Source organism: Streptosporangium brasiliense (genome assembly GCF_030811595.1).
Taxonomy (GTDB): Bacteria; Actinomycetota; Actinomycetes; order Streptosporangiales; family Streptosporangiaceae; genus Streptosporangium; species Streptosporangium brasiliense.
On sequence record NZ_JAUSRB010000002.1, the window covers coordinates 7293260 to 7312571 of the forward strand.

Sequence of the window (19312 nt, forward strand, 5' to 3'; positions counted from 1 at the left end):
CTGAATATAGCGAATCTGAGCGTAGATCCGACCGCATGAGGTGCCGTAAGAAGCTGGTCGCCGGGCCCGGGGGGAATCCAGCGACAGCGGTCGGTGCTGAGAAGGGGCATGGTGGATGGCCTGATCATCCGTTGGCCGGCTCGGCCTTTCCGGCGGTCCGCTCGTCGTGCTCGCGTAGCACCCGCAGGACGGTGGCGGGTGAAGGGGCCGGCTCGGCGCCGGTGGCCGCGGGGCGGGGAGGCGCACGCCGTACCGAGAAGGAGCGGAAGGGGCAGGGCGGCGCCGACCCGCAGGCGAGAACACCGATCGATGGAGGCCATACGGAAACCCCGTCCTGGCCTACTATCCACCGTCGTGGACGGTTGAGAGCCTAGAAGATCGAAATGCTGTGGCAGTGGTGGGCCAGGAACGATCGCAGGCCCGGCTCGACGGCCACGGTCACCGGGCCGGCGAGAAGGAGGACGACGGCGGCGAGCCCGGCGAGACGTTCCCGGCGCCCGAGGGGGGCGGCCGGGTTGAGCATGCGCCTGACCCGGGTGAGCGCCGTCTCGCCACCGGCTCCGAGGGCGAAGGCGGGGGCGCGTCCGGTGGCCAGCCGTACCAGGGCGGAGGCGATGTGGATGCGGCGGTGACGGCGGGCCGCGATGTCATCGGCGAGGAGCTCGATCAGCCGCGCGACCTCACCTTTCGCCCGGGTGAACAGCGGCAGGCGGGGGAAGGCCCGGGCGAAGGCTTCGGTGACGGTCAGCACCAGGTGGTGCCGTCCTCGCAGATGGGCCTGCTCGTGGGCCAGGACCGCGGCCACCTCTTCGTCGGCCAGGGAGCGGAGGGCCGCGGTGGTGATGACCGTCCTGCCGCCCCTGCCGGGAAGGCAGTAGGCGGCGGCCTCGTCGTGATCCAGTACGGTCGCGCCCAGCTCGCCGTCGTGGCGGCCGAGAATGGTCAGCATGTCCGCGTGCCGCCGCCGTTCCCTGCGGGCCCTGACGAGAACGGCCGCCCCGCAGTAGGCGACTCTGGCCACGACCAGGGCGGCGCCGGACAGGGCGACGCCCGCACCCGAGAAACCGAGGTCCGCTTCGACGGAAAGCATGGCCGCGCACACTTCGAAGAACTCGGCCAGCCCATGCCCGATCACGTCGGCGGGGATCACGGCCGCCAGCGCGGAAAGGGGCACGGAGGCGATCACGGAGACGCAGGCGGCCAGCCACACCGAGATCGCGAGACGAGGAGCGCGCTCAGCCCATTCGCCCCGCTTCAGCAGCCGGGGAAGCGAGACCACGGCCACCACGGCGTACACCACCAGGATGACGGCGGCCGTCATGCACGGCCCCGGGGCGGAAACACCTTGAGCGCGGCATCGAGCGCGTCGGCCTCCTGAGGAGTCAGCTGCTCAAGGAAGTGGACGAGCGTGGCCGCCTGGTTGCCGCTGGAGGCCAGCGTGGCGCGCATCAGTTCGGCGGTGTACGCCTCCTTGGTCGCGACCACCTCATAGATATAGGCCCGGCCGACCGGTTTACGGCGGAGCAGACCCTTGGTGTGCAGCTTGTCCATCACCGTCATGACGGTGGTGTAGGCGATGGTCCGCTCGCGGCGCAGGTCTTCGAGGACGTCCCGCACCGAGGCGGGCCGACGATAGGACCACAGGCGGTCCATGATCGCGGACTCCAGATCTCCCAGAGGGCGCATCGTACGGAACTCCCAACTACCTGCGGAATACCGTGATACTACCGGCCGCCGTAGATGCTCAGCCATCGGTCAGCCCCACCCCATGCGATGACACAGGCATATGACCACAGGCGTGACGTCACAGCCCCACCGCTGCATGACACATGCCACCCCCTTCAACTTGAAGCGCACTTCAAGTCAAGCGGGTGGCCGTGGCCGGGCGGAGCGGACGAAGCGCCAGAAGTCCGGGCAGTCGACCAGCGGGTCGTGCAGGCAGACGGAGGCATGCAGAAGGCTGTCGCGCATGAGGGCGAGCTGGGCGATGCGCTCCTCCAGGTCGGCCGCCTTGGCTTGGAGGCGTTCACGCAGCGCGCTGTCGGCAGGCTTGGCGGAGAGGAGCTCGGCGATCTCCGCGAGAGTGAACCCGGCGTTGCGCGCGGAGGTGACCAGCGCCAGGCGGTCCACTGTCGCCGGGTCATACCTGCGACGCAGCCCGTTACGGCCTGCCGCGCTGATGAGCCCTTTCTGCTCGTAGAAGCGCAGCGCCGAGGGCGCCAGCCCCGAGCGCTCGGCCACTTCGGCGATGTCCAGCATGTCCTCGTCCACGATCCCCCCTTGACTTGAAGTGCGCTTCAAGTTGAAGGATACGTCGCATGATGAACAACACGCGCGACCACGCCCGCACCCTGGGCCTCAACCACGTCAACCTGGTCGTCGCCGACGTCGACCGCTCGGTCCGCTTCTACACCGACAGCCTCGGCATGAAGATCGCCGGCGTCACCCCGGAGATCACCTTCCTTACCACTCCCGGCACCGGCGACCAGCTCGCGGTGCAACAGGCCGGCGGGGGCCTCGACCGCGCCACCGGCAAGACCCGGACCGCGGGCGACTCCGGGGGCGTGGACCACATCGGCTTCGACGTCGCCGACGCCGCGACACTCCAGACGCTGATTGATCAGGTCCAGGGCGGCGGCGGCGCGCTGCTCATGCGGTTCCCCGACGAGAACGGCCTGCCCACCGCCTTCGTCACCGACCCCGACGGCTATGTGCTCCAGCTCACCGCCCGCCGCGCCTGACCTGCCACCTCACCCCGGCAGGCCCGGACGGAGTGCTCCTGCCAGGCCCGGACGGGGTGCTCCTGTCACAGGCTCACGCCCCGTCCTCTCCTGGCCGCGCCTCCAGGTAGCCGCGCCGGCGGTGTTCAGCTCCCGCAGGATCGCCACCGCCTTCAGCGGGCCGGTGGCCGTGGACGACTTCTGAGCGGGCGAACTCAACCGGTAAGAAGACGCAGACGGAGGGTGAGGCGACCGGTTTCATTGTCCCGTCAACGATTCGACCATCAGACGGGGAAATCCACATGTCGTCCGTACACCGCCTTGTCGCCACCCTGGCGACCATCTCAGCCGGCCTCATGGCCGCCGCCGCCCTCACGATTCCCGCCCAGGCGGCGGCCGGCACGTCCGTGCACGTCAGCGGGCGCACGCTGTTCATCGTCGGCACCTCCAGCGGCGAGACGGTCAACATCGGGGTGTTCCAGGGCAAGATCACCGTTGACTCCACGTCCGGGGTGAGCGCGGGAGCCGGCTGTACGCAGTCCGGCGCCAACGTGGCCCAGTGCGTGGGGGTCGGGAGCGGAATCCAGTTCATCGACGCGTCGCTGCTCGGGGGCAACGACACTGTCACCAACTCCACGTCGTTGCAGTCGTCGATCCTCGGCGGCGCGGGTCTGGACACCCTGAACGGCGGCTCGGGCCGGGACGGCCTCAACGGCGGCTCCGAGGACGACACCCTGATCGGCAACGGCGGTCTCGACGTCGCCAACGGCGTCGGCGGATTCGACGTCTGCAACGCCGAGACCGAGAGCGGCTGCGAGGCCTGACGAGGAATGGCCACCCGGCACCACGTGTGCCGGGTGGCCATCAGACCAGCTATGGACCGGTCCGCCCTCTGCTGCCGCGCATCCGCGACTGGCAGGATCTGATCTTCTACCGGCCGGACGAGCACACCAGTTTGGGTTTCTGGATGAGTTTGGGCGTTCAGTGCGTAACAGGGCCTGAGAAGGTCAGGTAGGGATGTTCCGCATTCAACCACCTGCGGTCCAGCCGCACCCCTGTAGCCAACTCGATGCCCGTCAAGAAGCCCGCCTGCCAGTCCCAGTTGTCGTCTCTCCCAGTCCAGGCGGTGTCCTCGTAGTCGAGGAAGAAGCCGCTGATCGCCGTCAATTCCGGCCACCATGCCAGGTTCGGGTGGTCCTCAGGGCGTCCAGGGAACAGCCCGTCGATCGACAGGAGAACCTCGCCATCGACGGCGAGGGACAGGTGGTTCACGGAGTTGACGTTCCACCAGGCGTTGTATACGCGGGCATTTGTGCTCAGGGGACGAGTCACCGCCGGAGGCACCCCGAGATGGTCGAGTCCGTACAGGACGATCGCTGCCCCGGCCCGGTCCACGGCCACCGGAGGCGGATTCAGGCGGTAGTCGGGAAGGTCGACGACGTCGAGGCCGGCCGCCCCGTGGGCCTCGTGCCCGGCGCCCGCGCTCAATCGGGTACCGATGCCTTCCACGGTGAGAGGCACCGTGCCGACGTCGGGGACGACGACCGTCCAGCACAACGCCACATCCAGTGCGGGTGGCACGGGCTCGCCGACAAGCCGCCGATAGTGCTTGTACACCTCATCGGCCGCGAGCCGTCCGTCATCCACGTGATGGTCTCTTCCGTCATTGTCGAGTGGATCGAGGAAGATCTTCGTGGAGGACCAGGACCAGGAGCCTGCTATGCCGAGGCGGTGGACAGCATCGCGGCGACGGCCGCCGCGTGATCGCGGTCAGCCATGACCTGATCGCTGTGAACCAGGGCGAAGTGGGTGCTGTAGGCGGCCCTCCTGGCATCGGGTGACAGGGCATGGCGCACCGCCACCGCCGCCTGCCAGCGAGGCCGTACCGCTTCCCGCTCCTCCTCCCCCGGGCGGTGATGCCACCTGCAGCTCGGGCAGGTCGGCATGCCGGTCGCAGTATCGATGGAGAAGATGTTGCGCCTGTCGCCCGGAGAGCGGTGCGGATCGGCGGACGGGCTTGTCGTCCACTCGCCGGTGGCGCTGTTGATCGGATGGCCGGTCAGCTCCGACTCGTAGCCGCGGATGAGCTCGGCGAGCGGGGAGTCGTAGCCGGCCGGGGGCGTTTCGCCCCGCTCGGCCCGGGCGAGCGCCTCGGCGAGCACCGGGTGGCCGGCCACGCCGGCCAGCCCGCACTGGCGGCGGGCCTCGGCGATCGCGGCCCGCCGCTGGAGGTCAGGGGAGGCGCCATCGATGGCCTCGGCGAGCTTGCGGTCGACGGCCCGCAGGGCGTGCCGGGCGAGCGGGTCGCCTTCCGGGGGGTCGCCGGGAACCGGGTCGGTGATGACTCCGCCCAGCAGTGGCCCGTCCAGCAGCGCGGGAGTGAACAGCACCCCGCAGATACGGCCGGCCAGGGCGAGGGCGGCAGGAACGGAGCCGGACAGGTACTGAAATTCCTCGTCCGGCTCGGGCTCCAGGCCCAGCTCGCGCATGTCCTCGTTGAGAGCGTCGGGGTGGCTGCCCCAGCGCTCCTGCGGTGTCTGTGGGCGAAAGGCCGTCCGGATCCGGCCGTCTACGGCATGTTCGAAATCATGCGAGGCGGCGTAGTTGTGACGCATGACGGAGACGGCTTCACCGCCGTCGCGGGTCAGCTCGCGCAGGGTCTCGGGCCGGGTCCCTTCCCAGCCGTCGTACTCGAAGGCGATCGTCCAATCGCCGGCCCGGGTCACCAGCACCATGTCGCAGCAGCCGTCGGTCTCCTCGACGCGTTCCGTGAGCTCCTCGTCGTCCACCGGATGGATGTTGTCGTCGGCTACGCCGAACCGCCGGAGCGTCTCGCGCTCGTCCAGGTCGCGAACGAAGGTGACGGTGTAGATCTCTTCCTGCCAGTCGTCCTCCCACGCGTAATCCGCGGGCATGATCTTGCGCATCGGTCCCCTCGCTCCTTCTCCGTCATGATCGCGGTGAGTATGGCAGGCGGATCCGACATCTCCGACGGCGGGAAGGATCGGCTCGTCGCACGTCCGGCCCAGGAGTTCCAGCTCAGATCCGGGACGACGGACGAACTGCGGATGGTGTCCATCAAGGGAACCTCCACCGGACACTCGTGATCATGGAGAGTGAGAGGGTGACCTGCGCGGACACCGTCTCATATAGGTGGCCCGGTGAACTGTCCGGTGAGGGGAGGGTAAACGTTGCACTTCCCCGGTGGCCGCCACCATGATCGGGGACGCCCGCCGCTCCACCGATGAGCGAGACCTCACCGCCCAGAAGGCCATTCTGCGCGGGCTCGGAGTGCCCGATGATCGGATCCATCTCGATCGCCGCCCTCCTGCTCGCCGAGCACCGCCGGCCCGACGACGTCCGGTGCCTGTGGCAGGCGATCACCACGAGCTTCGACACCTGGTGCGGCATTCCCCAGCTCTTGTAAGCGGTGCCCCTGGTGCCATCTCGGCAAGCGCCGCTGGGAGCGCGCGCTCGCCGGATCCGAGCACCGCGAAGCCGTACACGTCCGCTGGCGCAGCTTCGAACTCGATCCCCACGCCTCCCGCGAGGCCCGGCTGACCATCCCGCAACGCATGCGGCAGGACCTCGGCCTCTCAGCCCGTCAAGCAGCCGAAGGGGTGGCCGGGCTGACCGCTCTCGCCGCCGGCCTGGGTCTGACGTGTCGCCTGGAGCCGGCCCGGCCGGTCAACAGCTTCGACGCGCACCGCCTGCTGCACGCGGCCGTCGAGCGCGGTCTCGGCGATCAGGTCGGGGAGCGGCTGCTGCGCGCCTACACAGGAGAGGAGGCCCACCTCGCTGATCACCGCACTCTGGCCGATCTGGCGGGCGAGGCCGGATTTCCCGCCGAGGCGGCCCGAGCGCTGCTGCGGGGGCGCGAGCACGCCGGCGCCGTGCGCGCCGACGGAGCCGAAGCGCGCCGCCGCGGCGTGAGCGGCGTGCCGTCCTTCGTCATCGCGGACGGAGATGTCGTCTCGGGCGCGCAGTCCCCGCAGGCGCTCCTTGAAGAGCTCCGCCTGGCCTGGCGCCGAGCGACCGCGATCGTCCTGATCGGCCACCCCGTTCGCGCGGTCGTCGATGGGCGGGAGCTCTCGTTCTGCGACCCCACCGGCCTGAAGACGCTCCTGAAGGCCCGCGCCGCCGCGGCCGGAGTGAGCTTCCCGCTCTGCCACGTGCGGGGCCTGCGACGGGTGCCGACCATCACCGGCCTGGACGCCGCCTTCCCCGACTCCCCCTTGACCGGGCCACGGTCCCACGAAAAGGAGACCGTGCCACAGCGCTGAAACGCCGGGCCCTTGACTTCTAGCCTGTCAGCAAGGCTGAGCGGTGTTGATGCCGTGGACAGCCGCAGCCTCGAGCGGCTTGTCGCGTCCTATCCGACCTTGAGGGCCAGCTTCCCGACATAGTGATCGTTCAGAGCGCGATGCGCGTCCTTGACTTGACCCAACGGGAAGGTCCGGGCGACGTGGACCTCGAAGGAGCTCGACTCGATGATCGCGTTCAGCCGATCGGTGGCGGCGCGGCTTCGATCCCCGTCATAGTAGGACACCGTCGCGCCCGGCGAGGCTACAGGCATGGGCAGGACGCCGTTCGGCCAGGCGATCCGCCCCGAATTCCTGATCGCGCGGAGAGACCGTTCCGCAGTCTCGCCTCCCGCGGTGACCAGAGCCGCATCGAGCCCGCCTGGCGCGAACTCGGATGCCGCAGCCAGCACATCGTCTTTGCGGCCGTCGATGGCCTCGTCGGCGCCCAGCCGCCGGGCCAAGGCGACACCGTCGTCACCAGAGGCCACGGCCAACACGCGGATGCCACTGTGCCGCGCCAGCTGTACGGCCAGGTGCCCGATACCCCCACTGGCCCCGAAGACCATGAGCGTCTGGTCCGGCCGCAGGTCGAGCAGGTCGAGGCCGCTCAGTGCGGTCAGGGCATCCCAAGCCATCGCTCCGGCCTGCTCGGTCGGCATCCGATCGGGTACGCGCGCCACGAACTCCGCCTCAACGAGGCCGTACTCGGCATAGAAGCCACCCCGCGGCACCGGCATCGTCGCAGCGTAGACACGCTCGCCCACGTCGAACCGGGTGACGTTGCGGCCGACCGCGGCCACCGTGCCCGCCGCGTCCCAGCCGAGGACATAGGGGAAGGCCGACGCGACGCCGAAAGCGCCGTCGTAGTCCCCCTCCCGCTCGACCGCGTCCCAGGACCCGACCCCTGCGAATTCCACCCGGATGAGGACGTCGTCATCGCCGACCTCCGGGAGCGGTATCGGGCGTGACGAGAGTTCGTCGACGCCGCCGAACCGGTCAAGGACGATCGCGTTCATCTGCGGCACCACGATCGCGCCGTCCGCTGTGCGCTCAGCCCTGCTGTCCATCGGCTCCCCTTCATTACTTGAGTGAATCAAGGATTCATTGGACCACATTTGTTTGAGTGAATCAAATAACTCCTCTAGACTGGCACCATGGCGCTGCCAAACGGACCCGTAACCACCTCCTCCAAGGCTGAGGCTGTTCTGTTCGACCTGGTCGACGTGTACGACCGTGCCTACGAGGCGGCGGCGGCGGAGCTGTCGCTCAGCTCGGCGCAGGCATGTGTGCTCGGGCGGCTCGACGAGCGACGCGGCATGGGCGCCTTGGCCGAGGAGCTCGGCTGCGACGCCTCCAACATCACCCAGATCGTGGCGCGTCTCGAAGGGCTCGGCCTCGTGGCCCGCGAACCGAATCCCCAGGACCGCCGGGCACGACTCGTCGCGCGGACCCCCCGAGGAGACGAGATCAACCACCGGTTCGCAGAAGCCTTCGCTTTCGCCCGCACGGCGGTCGGACGACTTTCACCCGACGAGCAGGACCAGTTGACGGCGCTGCTGCGAAAGGCGCTGGGCTGACACCGGAGCCGGTGACGGCCGACGGGAAGATCATCCAGCGTTACTCCAGGCTGGATCTCCGAGATTCCGCGTCCCAGGGCCTCGGAGAGGCTCCAGCCTGCTCCCGCGATCCGGCCGGTGCGCCCGGGGTCGAAGGTGTCGGCGTGAGGGAAGCGAAGGTGTCGGCGTGAGGGAAGGCGGTCTCGTCGCGATTCATGGCGGCCAACAAGAACCGGACGGGGGTGTGGGGTGGGAGGGTGGTGGTGCCGATGACCAGCTCGCGGCGTGTGGTGAGGTTGGCGGAGTTGATGACGTGGGGGCTGCGGTAGCGCAGCGCCTCCGCCACCCACGCATCCGCGTCCTGGTGCAGCAGCGGTGTGGTGCGGGGGGGTCGATGAGGGTGAGGACCGCGAGGTCGAGGGCGGCCATGGCCGAGGTGTAGGACCCCAGCCACAGGAGCCGGCACAGGCGGATGATCTCGTCAGCCGGCGCCTGGCCGGAGGCCTCGGCCAGGCGGGCGAATCACCGGCCCGGGCGAGCAGGCGTCGGTCGAACGCGACCCCGGCCACGCGCCGCAGCGCGCCGTGACGTGGGGCCACAGCCTTGACCATGGTCTGGTTGAAGGTGTGCAGGGCGAAGGAACGGGAGTCATCGACAGGCGCGGTCCGCAGATCCGGATCCCGCAGGTGCACCGCGTCCTCGTAACGGAAGAGGTAGACGGTGCCGTCCGGGTCGGTGTGCACGGACCGGTTGGAACGCAGCCAGGCGTAGAAGGGATACGGGTCCTGGAGGTTGTTCGGTTGCGCGAGGATGTCGAACAAGTCCAGATCCGACGATCCGAGTGCCTGGACCACCGACGCGGGTCCGGTGCTCTCCACCTCCGCGGCTGTGTTCCTGGACTCGGACGCTTCGCTAAGCATGACAGACCTTCTCCAGATAAAGATCTTCTACTCCGGCCGCCTTGTTACCGTCTTCCGGCTCGTCGTAGCGGGAGTACCTCCGGAAGGGCCGCGTCCATCTGAAGCGGAATCAAGGCCCGGTCAGACAGCGACAAGACTCCCGGTCGGGGCATCGGATCTTGGTCGACCGCTGTCTCACCGGCAGCCTCCTCTCCGGCCGAGCGTCAGTGTCGGCCCGCAGGCCGACGAGAGGACCTCTAACCTGCGGTGTTTCGGCTGAAGCGGTACGACCGGCGCGTGACGGGCGCTGCTGCCGCAAGAGGTTCTCGAAAAGAGGTGGCAGAGGATGTCGCCAACGGCCTGGCGGCTCCGTCTTAGGGTGGATGCGGCCACCGTGGCCGTACGACACCGAGGAGACCCAGCATGACGATCCAGCGGATGGACAACGTCCTCATCGTTGTCGACGACCTTGACGCCGTTATTGCGTTCTTCGTCGAACTTGGCATGGAGCTGGAGGGTAAGGGGCCGATCGAGGGACGTTGGGTGGAGCGTGTCATCGGGCTCGACGACGTCCGACAGGACATCGCCATGCTGCGGACGCCGGACGGCCACGGCCGGATCGAGCTGGCGATGTTCCACACACCGAAGGCGATCAGTGCCGAGCCGAAGGACGCGCCGACGAACACGCTGGGCATCCGTCGCATCATGTTCGCCGTCGACGACATCGAGGACGTCGTTTCCCGCCTGCGCACTCACGGCGCCGAACTCGTCGGCGAGCTGGCACAGTACGAGAACAGCTACCGGCTCTGCTATGTCCGCGGCCCCGAGGGCATCATCGTCGGACTGGCCGAGCAGCTCAGTTGAAGGCTGCCGAGGGGACCGCGCACGCAGGACCATCCGGGCACCCGCGCCCGGGAACTGCACCGGACGCCGCGTTTCCCGGGTCGCTCTGCCCGGTAGGACTCTTACGTCAACCCGGCAGGGAACTCCCGGTCACTCACAGCTCCCCAGCCTCTGGTGACACGGCCCCGAGCGCAGCGCCGATGCGGCTGCGCCCTTATCGTGGGATCATCCACTGCCATGGCAGGAGTGACGGGCGGCGGGCGTCAACGAAGTGACCCTGAACCAGGTGACACACACCCCAGGCACACCGGCATGGCACAGCGCTTGAAGTGGGGCGTCCCCGTCGCCGTGAACCTCGTGCTGGGCTCCGTCGTTGTCATCCCGTTGTGGGGCCTGGGGCTCTTCGCGGTGAACTTCCCGCTCGCAGCGATAGGGCTTACGCAGAGAGAACCGACAGAGAATGACGGCATTTTTCCTTGGCTGGTGCTCCTTGTGCCACTGCTGAGTGCACTCGTGGCCGTGTGGTGGCTGATCAACATACTGGTGCGCCACAGGACCCGCCAGGCCGCACGCCCCTTCTGGGTGGTCAGTTCCGCGGTGGTCCTGCTGCCCACGATCACATCCATGGTGCTCGTGTCGATCCTGTGAGACACGCAGGCAGGCTCGACCTCGTCAGTGCGCCCGACGCCTACTGCCTCTTTCCGGCACACTCGGTCTGCGCCCCATCAGAAACAGCCTCAACGATTGATGACGGACTTGGTCCCCCACGGAGCTCCCGCCGAATAGCGATCTTGACCGACACTGTCCCAGCAGGAGCTCCGCGCATGTTCCGGCGGTCTTGACGCGCTCACACCGTGTCTAACTACACGGCATTGGGTCTAGGGGTTGTAGACGGCAGAGCTGCCGTAGAGCTTGTTGGTGAACGCCGAGATGTAGGAGGCCGTGTTCGCCGCGGTGAGGTTGTAGGTGAGGAAGACGCCGTACCCCTCGTTGACCGTGCGCTGGGCGAGACTCGCGGCGGTGGACGGACTGGTCGCGGTGAACGACACGGCGGCCGGGGAGAGACGGGACCTGGAGCTCGGACCGCTCGGCACGGCCCAGGTGCCGTAGTACGGGTTCCAGGCGTAGTCGAAGGTGTTGGCGATGCTCACCCCGTTGTAGGTCAGACGGCCCGAGGCCGGGCCGATGTCGTACAGCGTGATGAGCTTGTCCGGCAGCTTCCGGCGCAGGGCCGAGACCAGGTAGACGAACGAGAAGTCGTTCGGCTGACCGGTGCCGTTGTTGCCGTACTCGGCGTACTCGTCGTCGAAGTCGATGCCGTCGAGTCCGTACGTCGTCACCGCGTCGGCCAGCTCCTGGGCGAACGCGTCAGCGGCCTGCTGGGACGGGAAGTTCGCGAAGCCGGCGCCCTGATGGTTGCCGAGGACGGACAGCAGGACCTTGATGCCCTTCTGCTGCAGCGGGCGGACCTCGGTCGCCACGTTGTCGAGCACGTTCTGCACGTTCTCGTTGAAGTGCAGGTAGGCGTCCGTGCCGTTGTAGTTGATGTTGGCCGCAAAGATGACCGCGATGTCGAACACCTGCGCACCGCCCTTGGCGAGCGTGTACTTCGCGGCGTTCGTCATGCTCTCGTTGTTGACCTCGATGTAGACGACCGAGATCGGTCCGGTCTTCGCGCGTGGGCGGCGCTCGGCGTGCGCCGTGGCGGGCAACGCGACACCGGCGGTGGCCGCGACCAGGACTGACAGCAGGGTCCTTCTCCGCATCAGCGGTGCACTCATCGATCGACTCCTCGTCACAGGGGGGTGGTCTGCTATAGCGGTTAAGTCCAGTTCGCCACCTGATAGAAAGCCCGGCGGGAAATGGAGATAAATCGGTATAGCGCATCGATCATCGGTAGCTCAGGGCCCGCTGTCAAGGTCTCGTCAGCGCAAGGCGACGATCTCGATCCAGCCGGCCACCTCCTTCACTTCCACCTACATCTCGGCCTCGACGCCGGCCGGGACGGCGTTCTTGCGGCGGGTCTTGCCCATGATGAGCCTCAGCGGGACCTCGACCTCGCCGAGACCCCCAGCCATCTCGATAGAACCAATTTAAAATGAGTTACCCCGTTTACTGGACAATCCCCGCACGCTATGGCCAGCAGTCGAGCGAATAGCCAGTGGCCCGAGAGACACATGATGAAAATTGAGATGTCTATCTCGTTGCGCGAAGCGGCATTTCATGCCCTTGCCAGTGGAGTCGGCCTGCTACCGACCCTGCTGACCTGGGGTGGACCATCTTGGAAGGCGGAGCGAGTGCGTGACTTCGGCCAGTGAAGATGGCCGTTTCGACTTTTCCGGCGAATGCGGGCGACGTGTGTGGGGACAGACGTTTACGGCAGGCCGTTAGAGTCAACTCCATGGAATGGAATTTTCAGGCGGCCGAAGACCTCGCAGCCGCATTGCGTGCCGGTGAAGTGAGCTCGGTGGAACTGACCGACGAGGCGATCGCCCGTATCGAGCGGGACGACAAGGTGATCAACGCTATTTGCGTGCCGGACTTCGACCGTGCGCGGGCCGCCGCGCGCGGTGCTGACCAGGCACGCGCGCGTGGTGAGGACCGGCCGCTGCTCGGCATTCCGGTGACGGTCAAGGAGTCGTACAACATCGCCGGGCTGCCCACGACCTGGGGCATGCCGCCGCACCAGAACTATATGCCGGCCGAGGACGCGGTACAGGTGTCGCGACTCAAGGCCGCGGGCGCGGTGGTGCTCGGCAAGACCAATGTGCCGTTGGGGCTGCAAGATATACAGACCTTCAACGAGATCTACGGCACCACCACCAACCCGTGGGATCACGGTCGCACGCCGGGCGGATCCTCCGGCGGGTCGGCGGCGGCCCTGGCATCCGGGTTCGGCGCGCTGTCCATCGGCTCCGACATCGCCGGCTCGCTGCGCACCCCCGCGCATTTCTGCGGCGTCTACGCGCACAAGCCGACGCTCGGACTGGCGGCGAACCGCGGTATGGTCCCGCCGTCCGAGCCGGCATTGCCGGCCGACCTCGACCTCGCCGTCGTCGGTCCGATGGCGCGCACCGCCCGCGACCTCGCGCTCCTGCTCGACGTCATGGCCGGACCGGACCCGCTGACGCTCGGCATGGCGCACCGTTTGGCACTGCCGCCCGCGCGCCACCAGCGGCTCTGCGATTTCCGGGTCCTGGTCCTCGACGAGCATCCGCTCATTCCGACCGGGGCCGCCGTGCGGGCGGGCGTGAACCGGGTGGCCGCCGCGCTCGTCGACGGCGGCGCCCGCGTCGGACGGCACAGTCCGCTGCTGCCCGATCTGACCGAAGCCGCGACGCTCTACATGCAGTTGCTGATTTCGGGCTCCGTTGCGCGTTTTCCCATCGAATCGCACGAGCAACTGCGGACCCGCGCCGCCGGCCTGAGCGCGGACGACCAGAGTCTTGACGCCGCGCGGCTGCGCGCCATGGTGTTCAGCCACCGCGACTGGATGGAGGCGAACAACCGCCGCGAGGTCCACCGCCACGGCTGGCGGCAGCTGTTCGCCGAGTTCGACGCCGTGGTGTGCCCGATCACGCCGACGCCCGCGTTCCCGCACGACCACGACCCCAATCCGTTGGGACGGCGCATCGACATCGACGGCGTCGAGTACCCGTACTTCGACCAGCTCGTCTGGGCCGGCCTGGCCACCATGCCCGGCCTGCCCGCCACCGCCATACCAGCGGGTCGGTCCCCCGAGGGCCTGCCGGTGGGAGTGCAGCTCATCGGTCCGATGTTCGAGGACCGCACCCCGCTGCGGCTGGCCGAACTGCTCGAGCAGAAGATCGGCGGCTTCCACGCACCGAAATAGAGCATATTGCCGGGTACCCGTCGAGGACGAGGTACGGATCAGTCTCCTCCCGGCACAGGAAATCCACGGTGCCGGCCATCCGGCGCCGGCACCCCCTCGATGATGCCGCCATCGCGCCCCGCGCCGGCCACCGTCCGAAATTTCTTCACTGCTACTGGGATCCCTTTTTGGGGATTGAGTCTTCAGTCCATTGAAAATGATCTTAAACGCAACCGGACGCCTTTACAATGTAGATTAATAACTCTGAGACACCACCGCTCATGCGACCAGACGCTTGAAGCCCGCCCACGGAAACCAACGACACGCCGGCACACGGTGTCCCTACCGAGCGACCGGGGACACCACCGTCCGCGCGACCTGACGATCAACGAGAGGTTCACCCGATCACCACAGAGCCCACCACTTCTCAAAAATTCCCTGTCATGCGTTCCCCCGGGTGACAGGAACGTCAAAAATCTCTTGGACGGTGACATCGAGGGCATCGGCGATCGGCCGGCCTCCGGCCTCCTGAGGTTCCCGGCCCAGCCGTCTGACCGGCTTGATCAGCAGCAGCGCCGCCACCACGCCGACCGTCACCAGGGCCGACCCCAGCATGAAGGCGCGCGGTTCGACCAGCGCGGTGACCGGACCGGCCAGCGCCTGCCCGACTGCCATGCCCGCGACCGACCCGGCCACCTGGTAGGCGTTGACCCGGTTCACCACGTCCGGCGCGATCTGCGTCTGCACGCTGGTCGACCACATCACCGACCAGAACGCCAACGCGCACCCCCCGAGCAGGTGCCCGGCCATCAGCAGCGGCAGCGGCAGCCCGAGCGCGACCGTCAGCGGCACCGCCACGTACCCGCTCAGCGCCACCGCCCCGGCCGCCAGCGGCCTGCGCGGCCTGAGCCTGATCGCCACCAGCCCGCCCAGCACAGTGCCGAGGCCGAGCGCCGCCATCACCCAGCCGTAGTCGGCCCCGATGACCTGCGACGACAGCGGCACGTACGGCCCGACCACCAGAACGCCCCAGAACACCCAGACCAGGATGACCGACCACATCCAGCTCCTGGCCTTGAACTCCTCCCAGCCCCTGCGCAGGTCGCTCAGCACGTTGGAGGGCTCCGGCCTGGGTACGGTGACCCGGACCAGCAGCAGGCACACCCCGCTGACCAGGAACGTCGCGGCGTCCACCGTGTAGACGAAGACCGGCCCGGCGACGACGATGAGGACTCCAGCCAGTGCGGGACCCGCCAGATGGGTGACCGCCTCGGCGATCTTCAGCGTCGCGTTGGCCCGCTGCCGATCTTTGGCGACCAGGGAGACCATGCCGTTGACGCCCGGTTCGAACATCCCGGCGCCCGTGCCCGACAAGAACGCCATCACCAGCAACAGGGCGTACGGCGGAGCACCGTCCAGGAAGGCGACAGCCACGACCCCTTGGGTGACGACCCTGAGCATGTCCGCGCCGATCATCAAGCGCCGGGCGCCGATCCGGTCGGCGACAACCCCGCCGAACAACATGACCAGCACGGCCGACGCGGTCCAGAGCGCGAGCACGTAGCCGACGCCCGCGATCCCATAGAATTTCCCGATCGCCAGCGCCGAGGCGACGGGCATCATCGCGTCACCGAGCAGCGAGATCGTGCGGGCCCCGAAGTAGAGGGTGAAGTTTCTCGTCCACATGAGCCCCAATTCTGGATTTTTCCAGATCAGAGCACCGGTGTCCCAGATGACATCATTGGGTACATTTGCGCCATGCCCCTGGATTGCCCGGAAACGCCCCCGACGCCCCCCAGCCCGCACCGCGTGGTCGCCTTGGTCGCCCCGGGCCAGGAGCTCTATCCGGTCACCTCCGCCTCAGCCGTCTTCGGCTACCACGGCCCCGACATCCCCCAGCACTACAGCTTCAGCCTGTGCGCCGAACAGCCCGGCTCCCTCCCCGCCACCCTCGGCGTCCCCATCCAGGTCGACAGCGGCCTCGAAGCCCTCGACGACGCCGACACCGTGATCATCGCGGGCTGGACCCTCACCCCCTCGCCCGCCGTACTCCACGCGGTGTCCCAAGCCCATGCCCGAGGCGCCCGCATCGTCGCCGTCTGCGCCGGGATCTTCATCCCCGCCGCCCTGGGCCTCCTGGACGGCCGCCGCGCCTCCGTCCACTGGGAACTCTCCGGCGAACTCGCCGCCCGCCACCCCCGCGTCATCCCCGACGACACCGTCATCTACGTCGATCACGGCGACGTCGCCACCGCCGGAGCCTCGGCCGCCACCCTCGACCTCTGCCTTCACCAGGTCCTCCAGGAGCACGGCGCGGCCCACGCCATGCGCATCGGCCGCCAGCTCGCCGCCGGTCCGCACCGTGAGGGCTGCCAGCGCCAGTACCCTCCCCTCCCCACCGCAGGCCCCATGCCAGACTCCCTGGCCCCCCTGCTCGAATGGCTCCTCTCGCGCCTGCCCGACCAGATCACCGTCGAGGACATGGCCGCCTACTCGGGAGTCTCCCCCCGCACCCTCACCCGCCAGTTCGCCGACCAGCTCGGGGTCCCGCCCGCCCGCTGGCTGCTGGAACGTCGCCTGGCCGCCACCCGCGCCCTGCTGGAGGACACCGACCTGCCCGTCGAGACCATCGCCGCCCGCGTCGGCCTCTCCTCGGCGGTCAACCTCCGCCGCCGCTTCCACACCGCCCTGCGTACCACCCCGGCCGCCTACCGCCGCTCCTTCCGCTGAAGGTCCCGGGCGGTTCCGCCGCGATCACGACCGATGGACGGGCCCCCGCCGGCCGACCTCGACGCCCTCACCCACCTCCTGGAGCCGGCCTGGACGGGGCTGCGAGTTGATTGCCGAGGTGGCTTCGGCGGTACAGGACGTGCCGTCCGTCGCGGGTCCGGGTGACCAGGCCGGCGGCGTACAGCACGCGTAGGTGCTGGGAGACGGCGCTGGGGGTCACCATCAGTCGGCGGGCGAGTTCCACCGTCGGCAGTGGCTCGCCGAGGAGGTCGAACAGCGCGGCTCGGGGCGCGCCGAGCAGCGCCACCAAGGCGGTGGTGTCCGGGGTCGGCGCCGGAGCCCACAAGGTGGCCACCCCGCGGCTGGGATAGGTCAGGCGCGGCGGTTCCTCGGCGTGGACCGGCGGGGCGGGTTTGTGAGCGAACACCGACGGCATGAGCAGCAGTCCCCGCCCGGACACCGCCACGTGGTGGCAGCCGATCATCTGCTCGATGAACAGCACCCCCTCGTGCCAGCGCAGGTTCGGGTGCATGTCGGCGAACAGCAGGCGCGCGCCGCCCACGGCCAGCCGGCGCGCCCGGTAGGTCATGTCCGCCTCCAGTACCAGCCGTATCTGCGGCCACAGCGGCTCGATCGTCAGCTGCCAGTGGCGTTGCAGCGCGTCGCAGGCCGCGTCGCGGAACCTGATGGCCGCGTCGTCGTCGGGGACGGGCTCGGGGACGAGGGCGGCCCGCAGATCCCTGCGGACAACCCCGGGAGGTGCGCGCCGTGCGATCGACAGCTGTTCCTCGAACGTGGGGGCGAAGGTCGCGGGCGGTGGTGTCAGGAAGTCGGGCAGGGCCCGTCTCCGCCCGACGAGGGATGTCAGCAGGCGGGTGTCGTGAGGATCGAGACGGGCGAGCGCGGACCTGCGCCACGGCAGGTGCAGCGCGTACAGGCCGGGCTCGCGCAGCACGCGCAGGCTGAGCACCGTCTCGTCCAAGGGTGCCAGGGCGAAGCGGGTGTCCGCGAGGTCCTCGACGCCGAGCTCGAAGCTGATCATTAAGCTGTACGCTACATCATTTGGCCGCCGGGCTTGAACGGCGTGAACTTCACGACGTGACACATACGGCTTCTCCCTCTGCCACGAGGACAGCGATCGTGACCGGGGCGGCCCGCGGCATCGGCGCCGCGGTGGCCGAGCGGCTGGCGCGGGACGGCCTGGCGCTGGCGGTCATCGATCTGGACGAGGCGGACTGCGCCGGAACCGTCGAGGCGATCAGGAGCGAGGGCGGGACGGCTCTGGCACTGGCAGCCGATGTGGCCGACGACGGCCTGGTCGGCGATGCCGTCGCGAGGGTGGTCGCCGAGGTGGGGCCGCCGACGGTGCTGGTCAGCAACGCCGGCATCGGCCCGCGCGCGGCGACGTCACCGCTGCTCACGGCCCCGATGATGCCCACTGGTTCCGTGGGGCCCGTGCCGTGGTCGGCGCCGGCGTTCTCCACCGATGCCGCGTCATGCAGTCAGGCACAACGAGCGTCATGCAGTCGGGCACAACGGACGGAAGGAGAAGAAATGGAGGGCTTCGCCCCCCGGACAAGCTTCGGGTACGAGGCGTCCAAGCGTTACGACGCCGAGGACACCCGAGGCGATGAGGAGCAGACGGTCGCGTTCCTCGCCAGGCTCGCGAGCGGCCGTGACGCGTTGGAATTCGCGGTGGGCACCGGCCGCATCGCTCTACCGCTGAGGAGAACCGGCGTGCGGGTGGACGGCATCGAGCTGTCTCCGGACATGGTGGACCGGATGCGCGAGAAGCCGGACGGCGACAAGATCGAAGTCACCATGGGTGACATGTCCCGCGTCACCACCGGGCGCACCTACGGGCTGGTCTATCTGGTGTACAACACGATCGGCAATCTCCTCAGCCAGGACGACCAGGTCCGCTGCTTCGAGAACGCCGCTCGGCACCTGACCGGCGAGGGGGTGTTCGTCGTCGAATGCCGGATACCGACCGCCCCTGCACGCCCCGGCCGCCAGTACGTCGACGCCGAGCACATCGGGGTGGACCATGTCGGCCTGGACGTCTGCCGCTACGATCCCGTGACGCAGATTCTCGACGAGAATCACGTCCGCATCAGCACCGAGGGCATCGTCTTCGGCCCCATCAGGCTCCGCCTGGCCCATCCGCCCGAGTTCGACCTCATGGCCCGTATCGCGGGCCTTCGCCTGCGCGAACGGTGGGGAGGCTGGGAGCGCGAGCCGTACACGGCCGCCAGCTGGCGCCACATCAGCGTCTACGGACGGCCGGCGGACACAGCTTGCTGACTGTTCTCCCAGGAACCTCCGATCCTGGGAGAAGGTCACCAACGCACTGCATCGGACGGATGCTCGCCGGGATCTACCACCCGGCCGGGCCCGGCCGGGTGCCGTCCGGCGATGGAGAACCGGC

The 19312-nt window shown here is 68.5% G+C and carries 18 protein-coding genes and 1 pseudogene; 10 read left to right on the top strand and 9 right to left on the bottom strand.

Annotated elements, in window-relative coordinates:
- Positions 1-370 precede the first annotated feature (370 nt).
- From J2S55_RS42320 to J2S55_RS42330, 3 genes are all read right to left on the bottom strand, one after another.
- Entirely contained in the window at positions 371-1321 is a 951-nt protein-coding gene (locus J2S55_RS42320; protein WP_306873012.1) for a M56 family metallopeptidase, read from the bottom strand.
- Entirely contained in the window at positions 1318-1686 is a 369-nt protein-coding gene (locus J2S55_RS42325; protein WP_306873015.1) for a BlaI/MecI/CopY family transcriptional regulator, read from the bottom strand. The genes J2S55_RS42320 and J2S55_RS42325 overlap by 4 nt, the downstream gene beginning before the upstream one ends.
- Positions 1687-1863: 177 nt before the next feature.
- Positions 1864-2271, bottom strand: a complete 408-nt coding sequence (locus tag J2S55_RS42330) for a MerR family transcriptional regulator (RefSeq protein ID WP_306873018.1) — start codon at positions 2269-2271, stop codon at positions 1864-1866.
- A 47-nt stretch (positions 2272-2318) separates the two neighbouring features.
- On the opposite strand from J2S55_RS42330, the gene J2S55_RS42335 reads away from it, so the two are divergent.
- On the top strand, positions 2319-2741 hold the full coding sequence (locus J2S55_RS42335; RefSeq protein WP_306873020.1) for a VOC family protein: 423 nt from the start codon (positions 2319-2321) through the stop codon (positions 2739-2741).
- A 281-nt stretch (positions 2742-3022) separates the two neighbouring features.
- Positions 3023-3544, top strand: a complete 522-nt coding sequence (locus J2S55_RS42340) for a calcium-binding protein (protein WP_306873023.1) — start codon at positions 3023-3025, stop codon at positions 3542-3544.
- Between the two features lie 157 nt (positions 3545-3701).
- On the opposite strand, the gene J2S55_RS42345 is transcribed toward J2S55_RS42340, so the two are convergent.
- Both J2S55_RS42345 and J2S55_RS42350 read right to left on the bottom strand, forming a co-directional pair.
- Positions 3702-4367 carry a DUF6461 domain-containing protein gene (locus tag J2S55_RS42345; RefSeq protein WP_306873026.1) on the bottom strand — a complete coding sequence of 222 codons (666 nt, stop codon included), beginning with the start codon at positions 4365-4367 and terminating at the stop codon, positions 3702-3704.
- Between the two features lie 71 nt (positions 4368-4438).
- A complete protein-coding gene (locus J2S55_RS42350; protein WP_306873029.1) occupies positions 4439-5647 on the bottom strand; it encodes a DUF6461 domain-containing protein in 1209 nt (402 codons plus the stop codon).
- Between the two features lie 371 nt (positions 5648-6018).
- Here J2S55_RS42350 and J2S55_RS42355 point away from each other — a divergent pair, with 371 nt between their 5' ends.
- Entirely contained in the window at positions 6019-6147 is a 129-nt protein-coding gene (locus tag J2S55_RS42355) for a hypothetical protein (RefSeq protein ID WP_306873032.1), read from the top strand.
- A gap of 13 nt (positions 6148-6160) precedes the next feature.
- Positions 6161-7003 (top strand): annotated as a pseudogene (locus J2S55_RS42360) (DsbA family protein); the annotation flags it as partial.
- A gap of 89 nt (positions 7004-7092) precedes the next feature.
- On the opposite strand, the gene J2S55_RS42365 reads toward J2S55_RS42360, so the two are convergent.
- Entirely contained in the window at positions 7093-8091 is a 999-nt protein-coding gene (locus J2S55_RS42365) for a quinone oxidoreductase family protein (RefSeq protein ID WP_306873034.1), read from the bottom strand.
- An 87-nt stretch (positions 8092-8178) separates the two neighbouring features.
- Between J2S55_RS42365 and J2S55_RS42370 the strand changes: the two genes are divergently transcribed.
- The 3 genes from J2S55_RS42370 (at position 8179) to J2S55_RS42380 (ending at position 10970) form a co-directional block, all read left to right on the top strand.
- On the top strand, positions 8179-8601 hold the full coding sequence (locus J2S55_RS42370) for a MarR family winged helix-turn-helix transcriptional regulator (protein WP_306873037.1): 423 nt from the start codon (positions 8179-8181) through the stop codon (positions 8599-8601).
- A gap of 1316 nt (positions 8602-9917) precedes the next feature.
- Positions 9918-10343 carry a VOC family protein gene (locus J2S55_RS42375; protein ID WP_442480500.1) on the top strand — a complete coding sequence of 142 codons (426 nt, stop codon included), beginning with the start codon at positions 9918-9920 and terminating at the stop codon, positions 10341-10343.
- A gap of 291 nt (positions 10344-10634) precedes the next feature.
- Positions 10635-10970: a hypothetical protein gene (locus J2S55_RS42380; protein ID WP_306873043.1), complete on the top strand. Its 336-nt coding sequence runs from the start codon at positions 10635-10637 to the stop codon at positions 10968-10970.
- Between the two features lie 230 nt (positions 10971-11200).
- Here J2S55_RS42380 and J2S55_RS42385 read toward each other — a convergent pair whose 3' ends face one another.
- Positions 11201-12103 carry an endo-beta-N-acetylglucosaminidase H gene (locus J2S55_RS42385; RefSeq protein WP_306873046.1) on the bottom strand — a complete coding sequence of 301 codons (903 nt, stop codon included), beginning with the start codon at positions 12101-12103 and terminating at the stop codon, positions 11201-11203.
- A gap of 620 nt (positions 12104-12723) precedes the next feature.
- On the opposite strand from J2S55_RS42385, the gene J2S55_RS42390 reads away from it, so the two are divergent.
- Positions 12724-14175, top strand: a complete 1452-nt coding sequence (locus J2S55_RS42390) for an amidase (protein WP_306873049.1) — start codon at positions 12724-12726, stop codon at positions 14173-14175.
- Positions 14176-14595: 420 nt separating this feature from the next.
- Here the strand turns inward: J2S55_RS42390 and J2S55_RS42395 are convergent, their stop codons facing one another.
- Positions 14596-15840: an MFS transporter gene (locus J2S55_RS42395; protein ID WP_306873054.1), complete on the bottom strand. Its 1245-nt coding sequence runs from the start codon at positions 15838-15840 to the stop codon at positions 14596-14598.
- Between the two features lie 123 nt (positions 15841-15963).
- Between J2S55_RS42395 and J2S55_RS42400 the strand changes: the two genes are divergently transcribed.
- Positions 15964-16884 (top strand): GlxA family transcriptional regulator, encoded by a 921-nt coding sequence (locus J2S55_RS42400; RefSeq protein ID WP_306873057.1) that lies wholly within the window; start codon positions 15964-15966, stop codon positions 16882-16884.
- 67 nt (positions 16885-16951) lie between these two features.
- On the opposite strand, the gene J2S55_RS42405 is transcribed toward J2S55_RS42400, so the two are convergent.
- The gene (locus tag J2S55_RS42405; RefSeq protein WP_306873061.1) at positions 16952-17926 is read right to left on the bottom strand and encodes an ArsR/SmtB family transcription factor; all 975 of its coding nucleotides are present in this window, start codon (positions 17924-17926) and stop codon (positions 16952-16954) included.
- A gap of 98 nt (positions 17927-18024) precedes the next feature.
- Here J2S55_RS42405 and J2S55_RS42410 point away from each other — a divergent pair, with 98 nt between their 5' ends.
- Positions 18025-19188, top strand: a complete 1164-nt coding sequence (locus J2S55_RS42410; RefSeq protein WP_306873063.1) for an SDR family NAD(P)-dependent oxidoreductase — start codon at positions 18025-18027, stop codon at positions 19186-19188.
- The last annotated feature ends 124 nt before the right edge of the window (positions 19189-19312 follow it).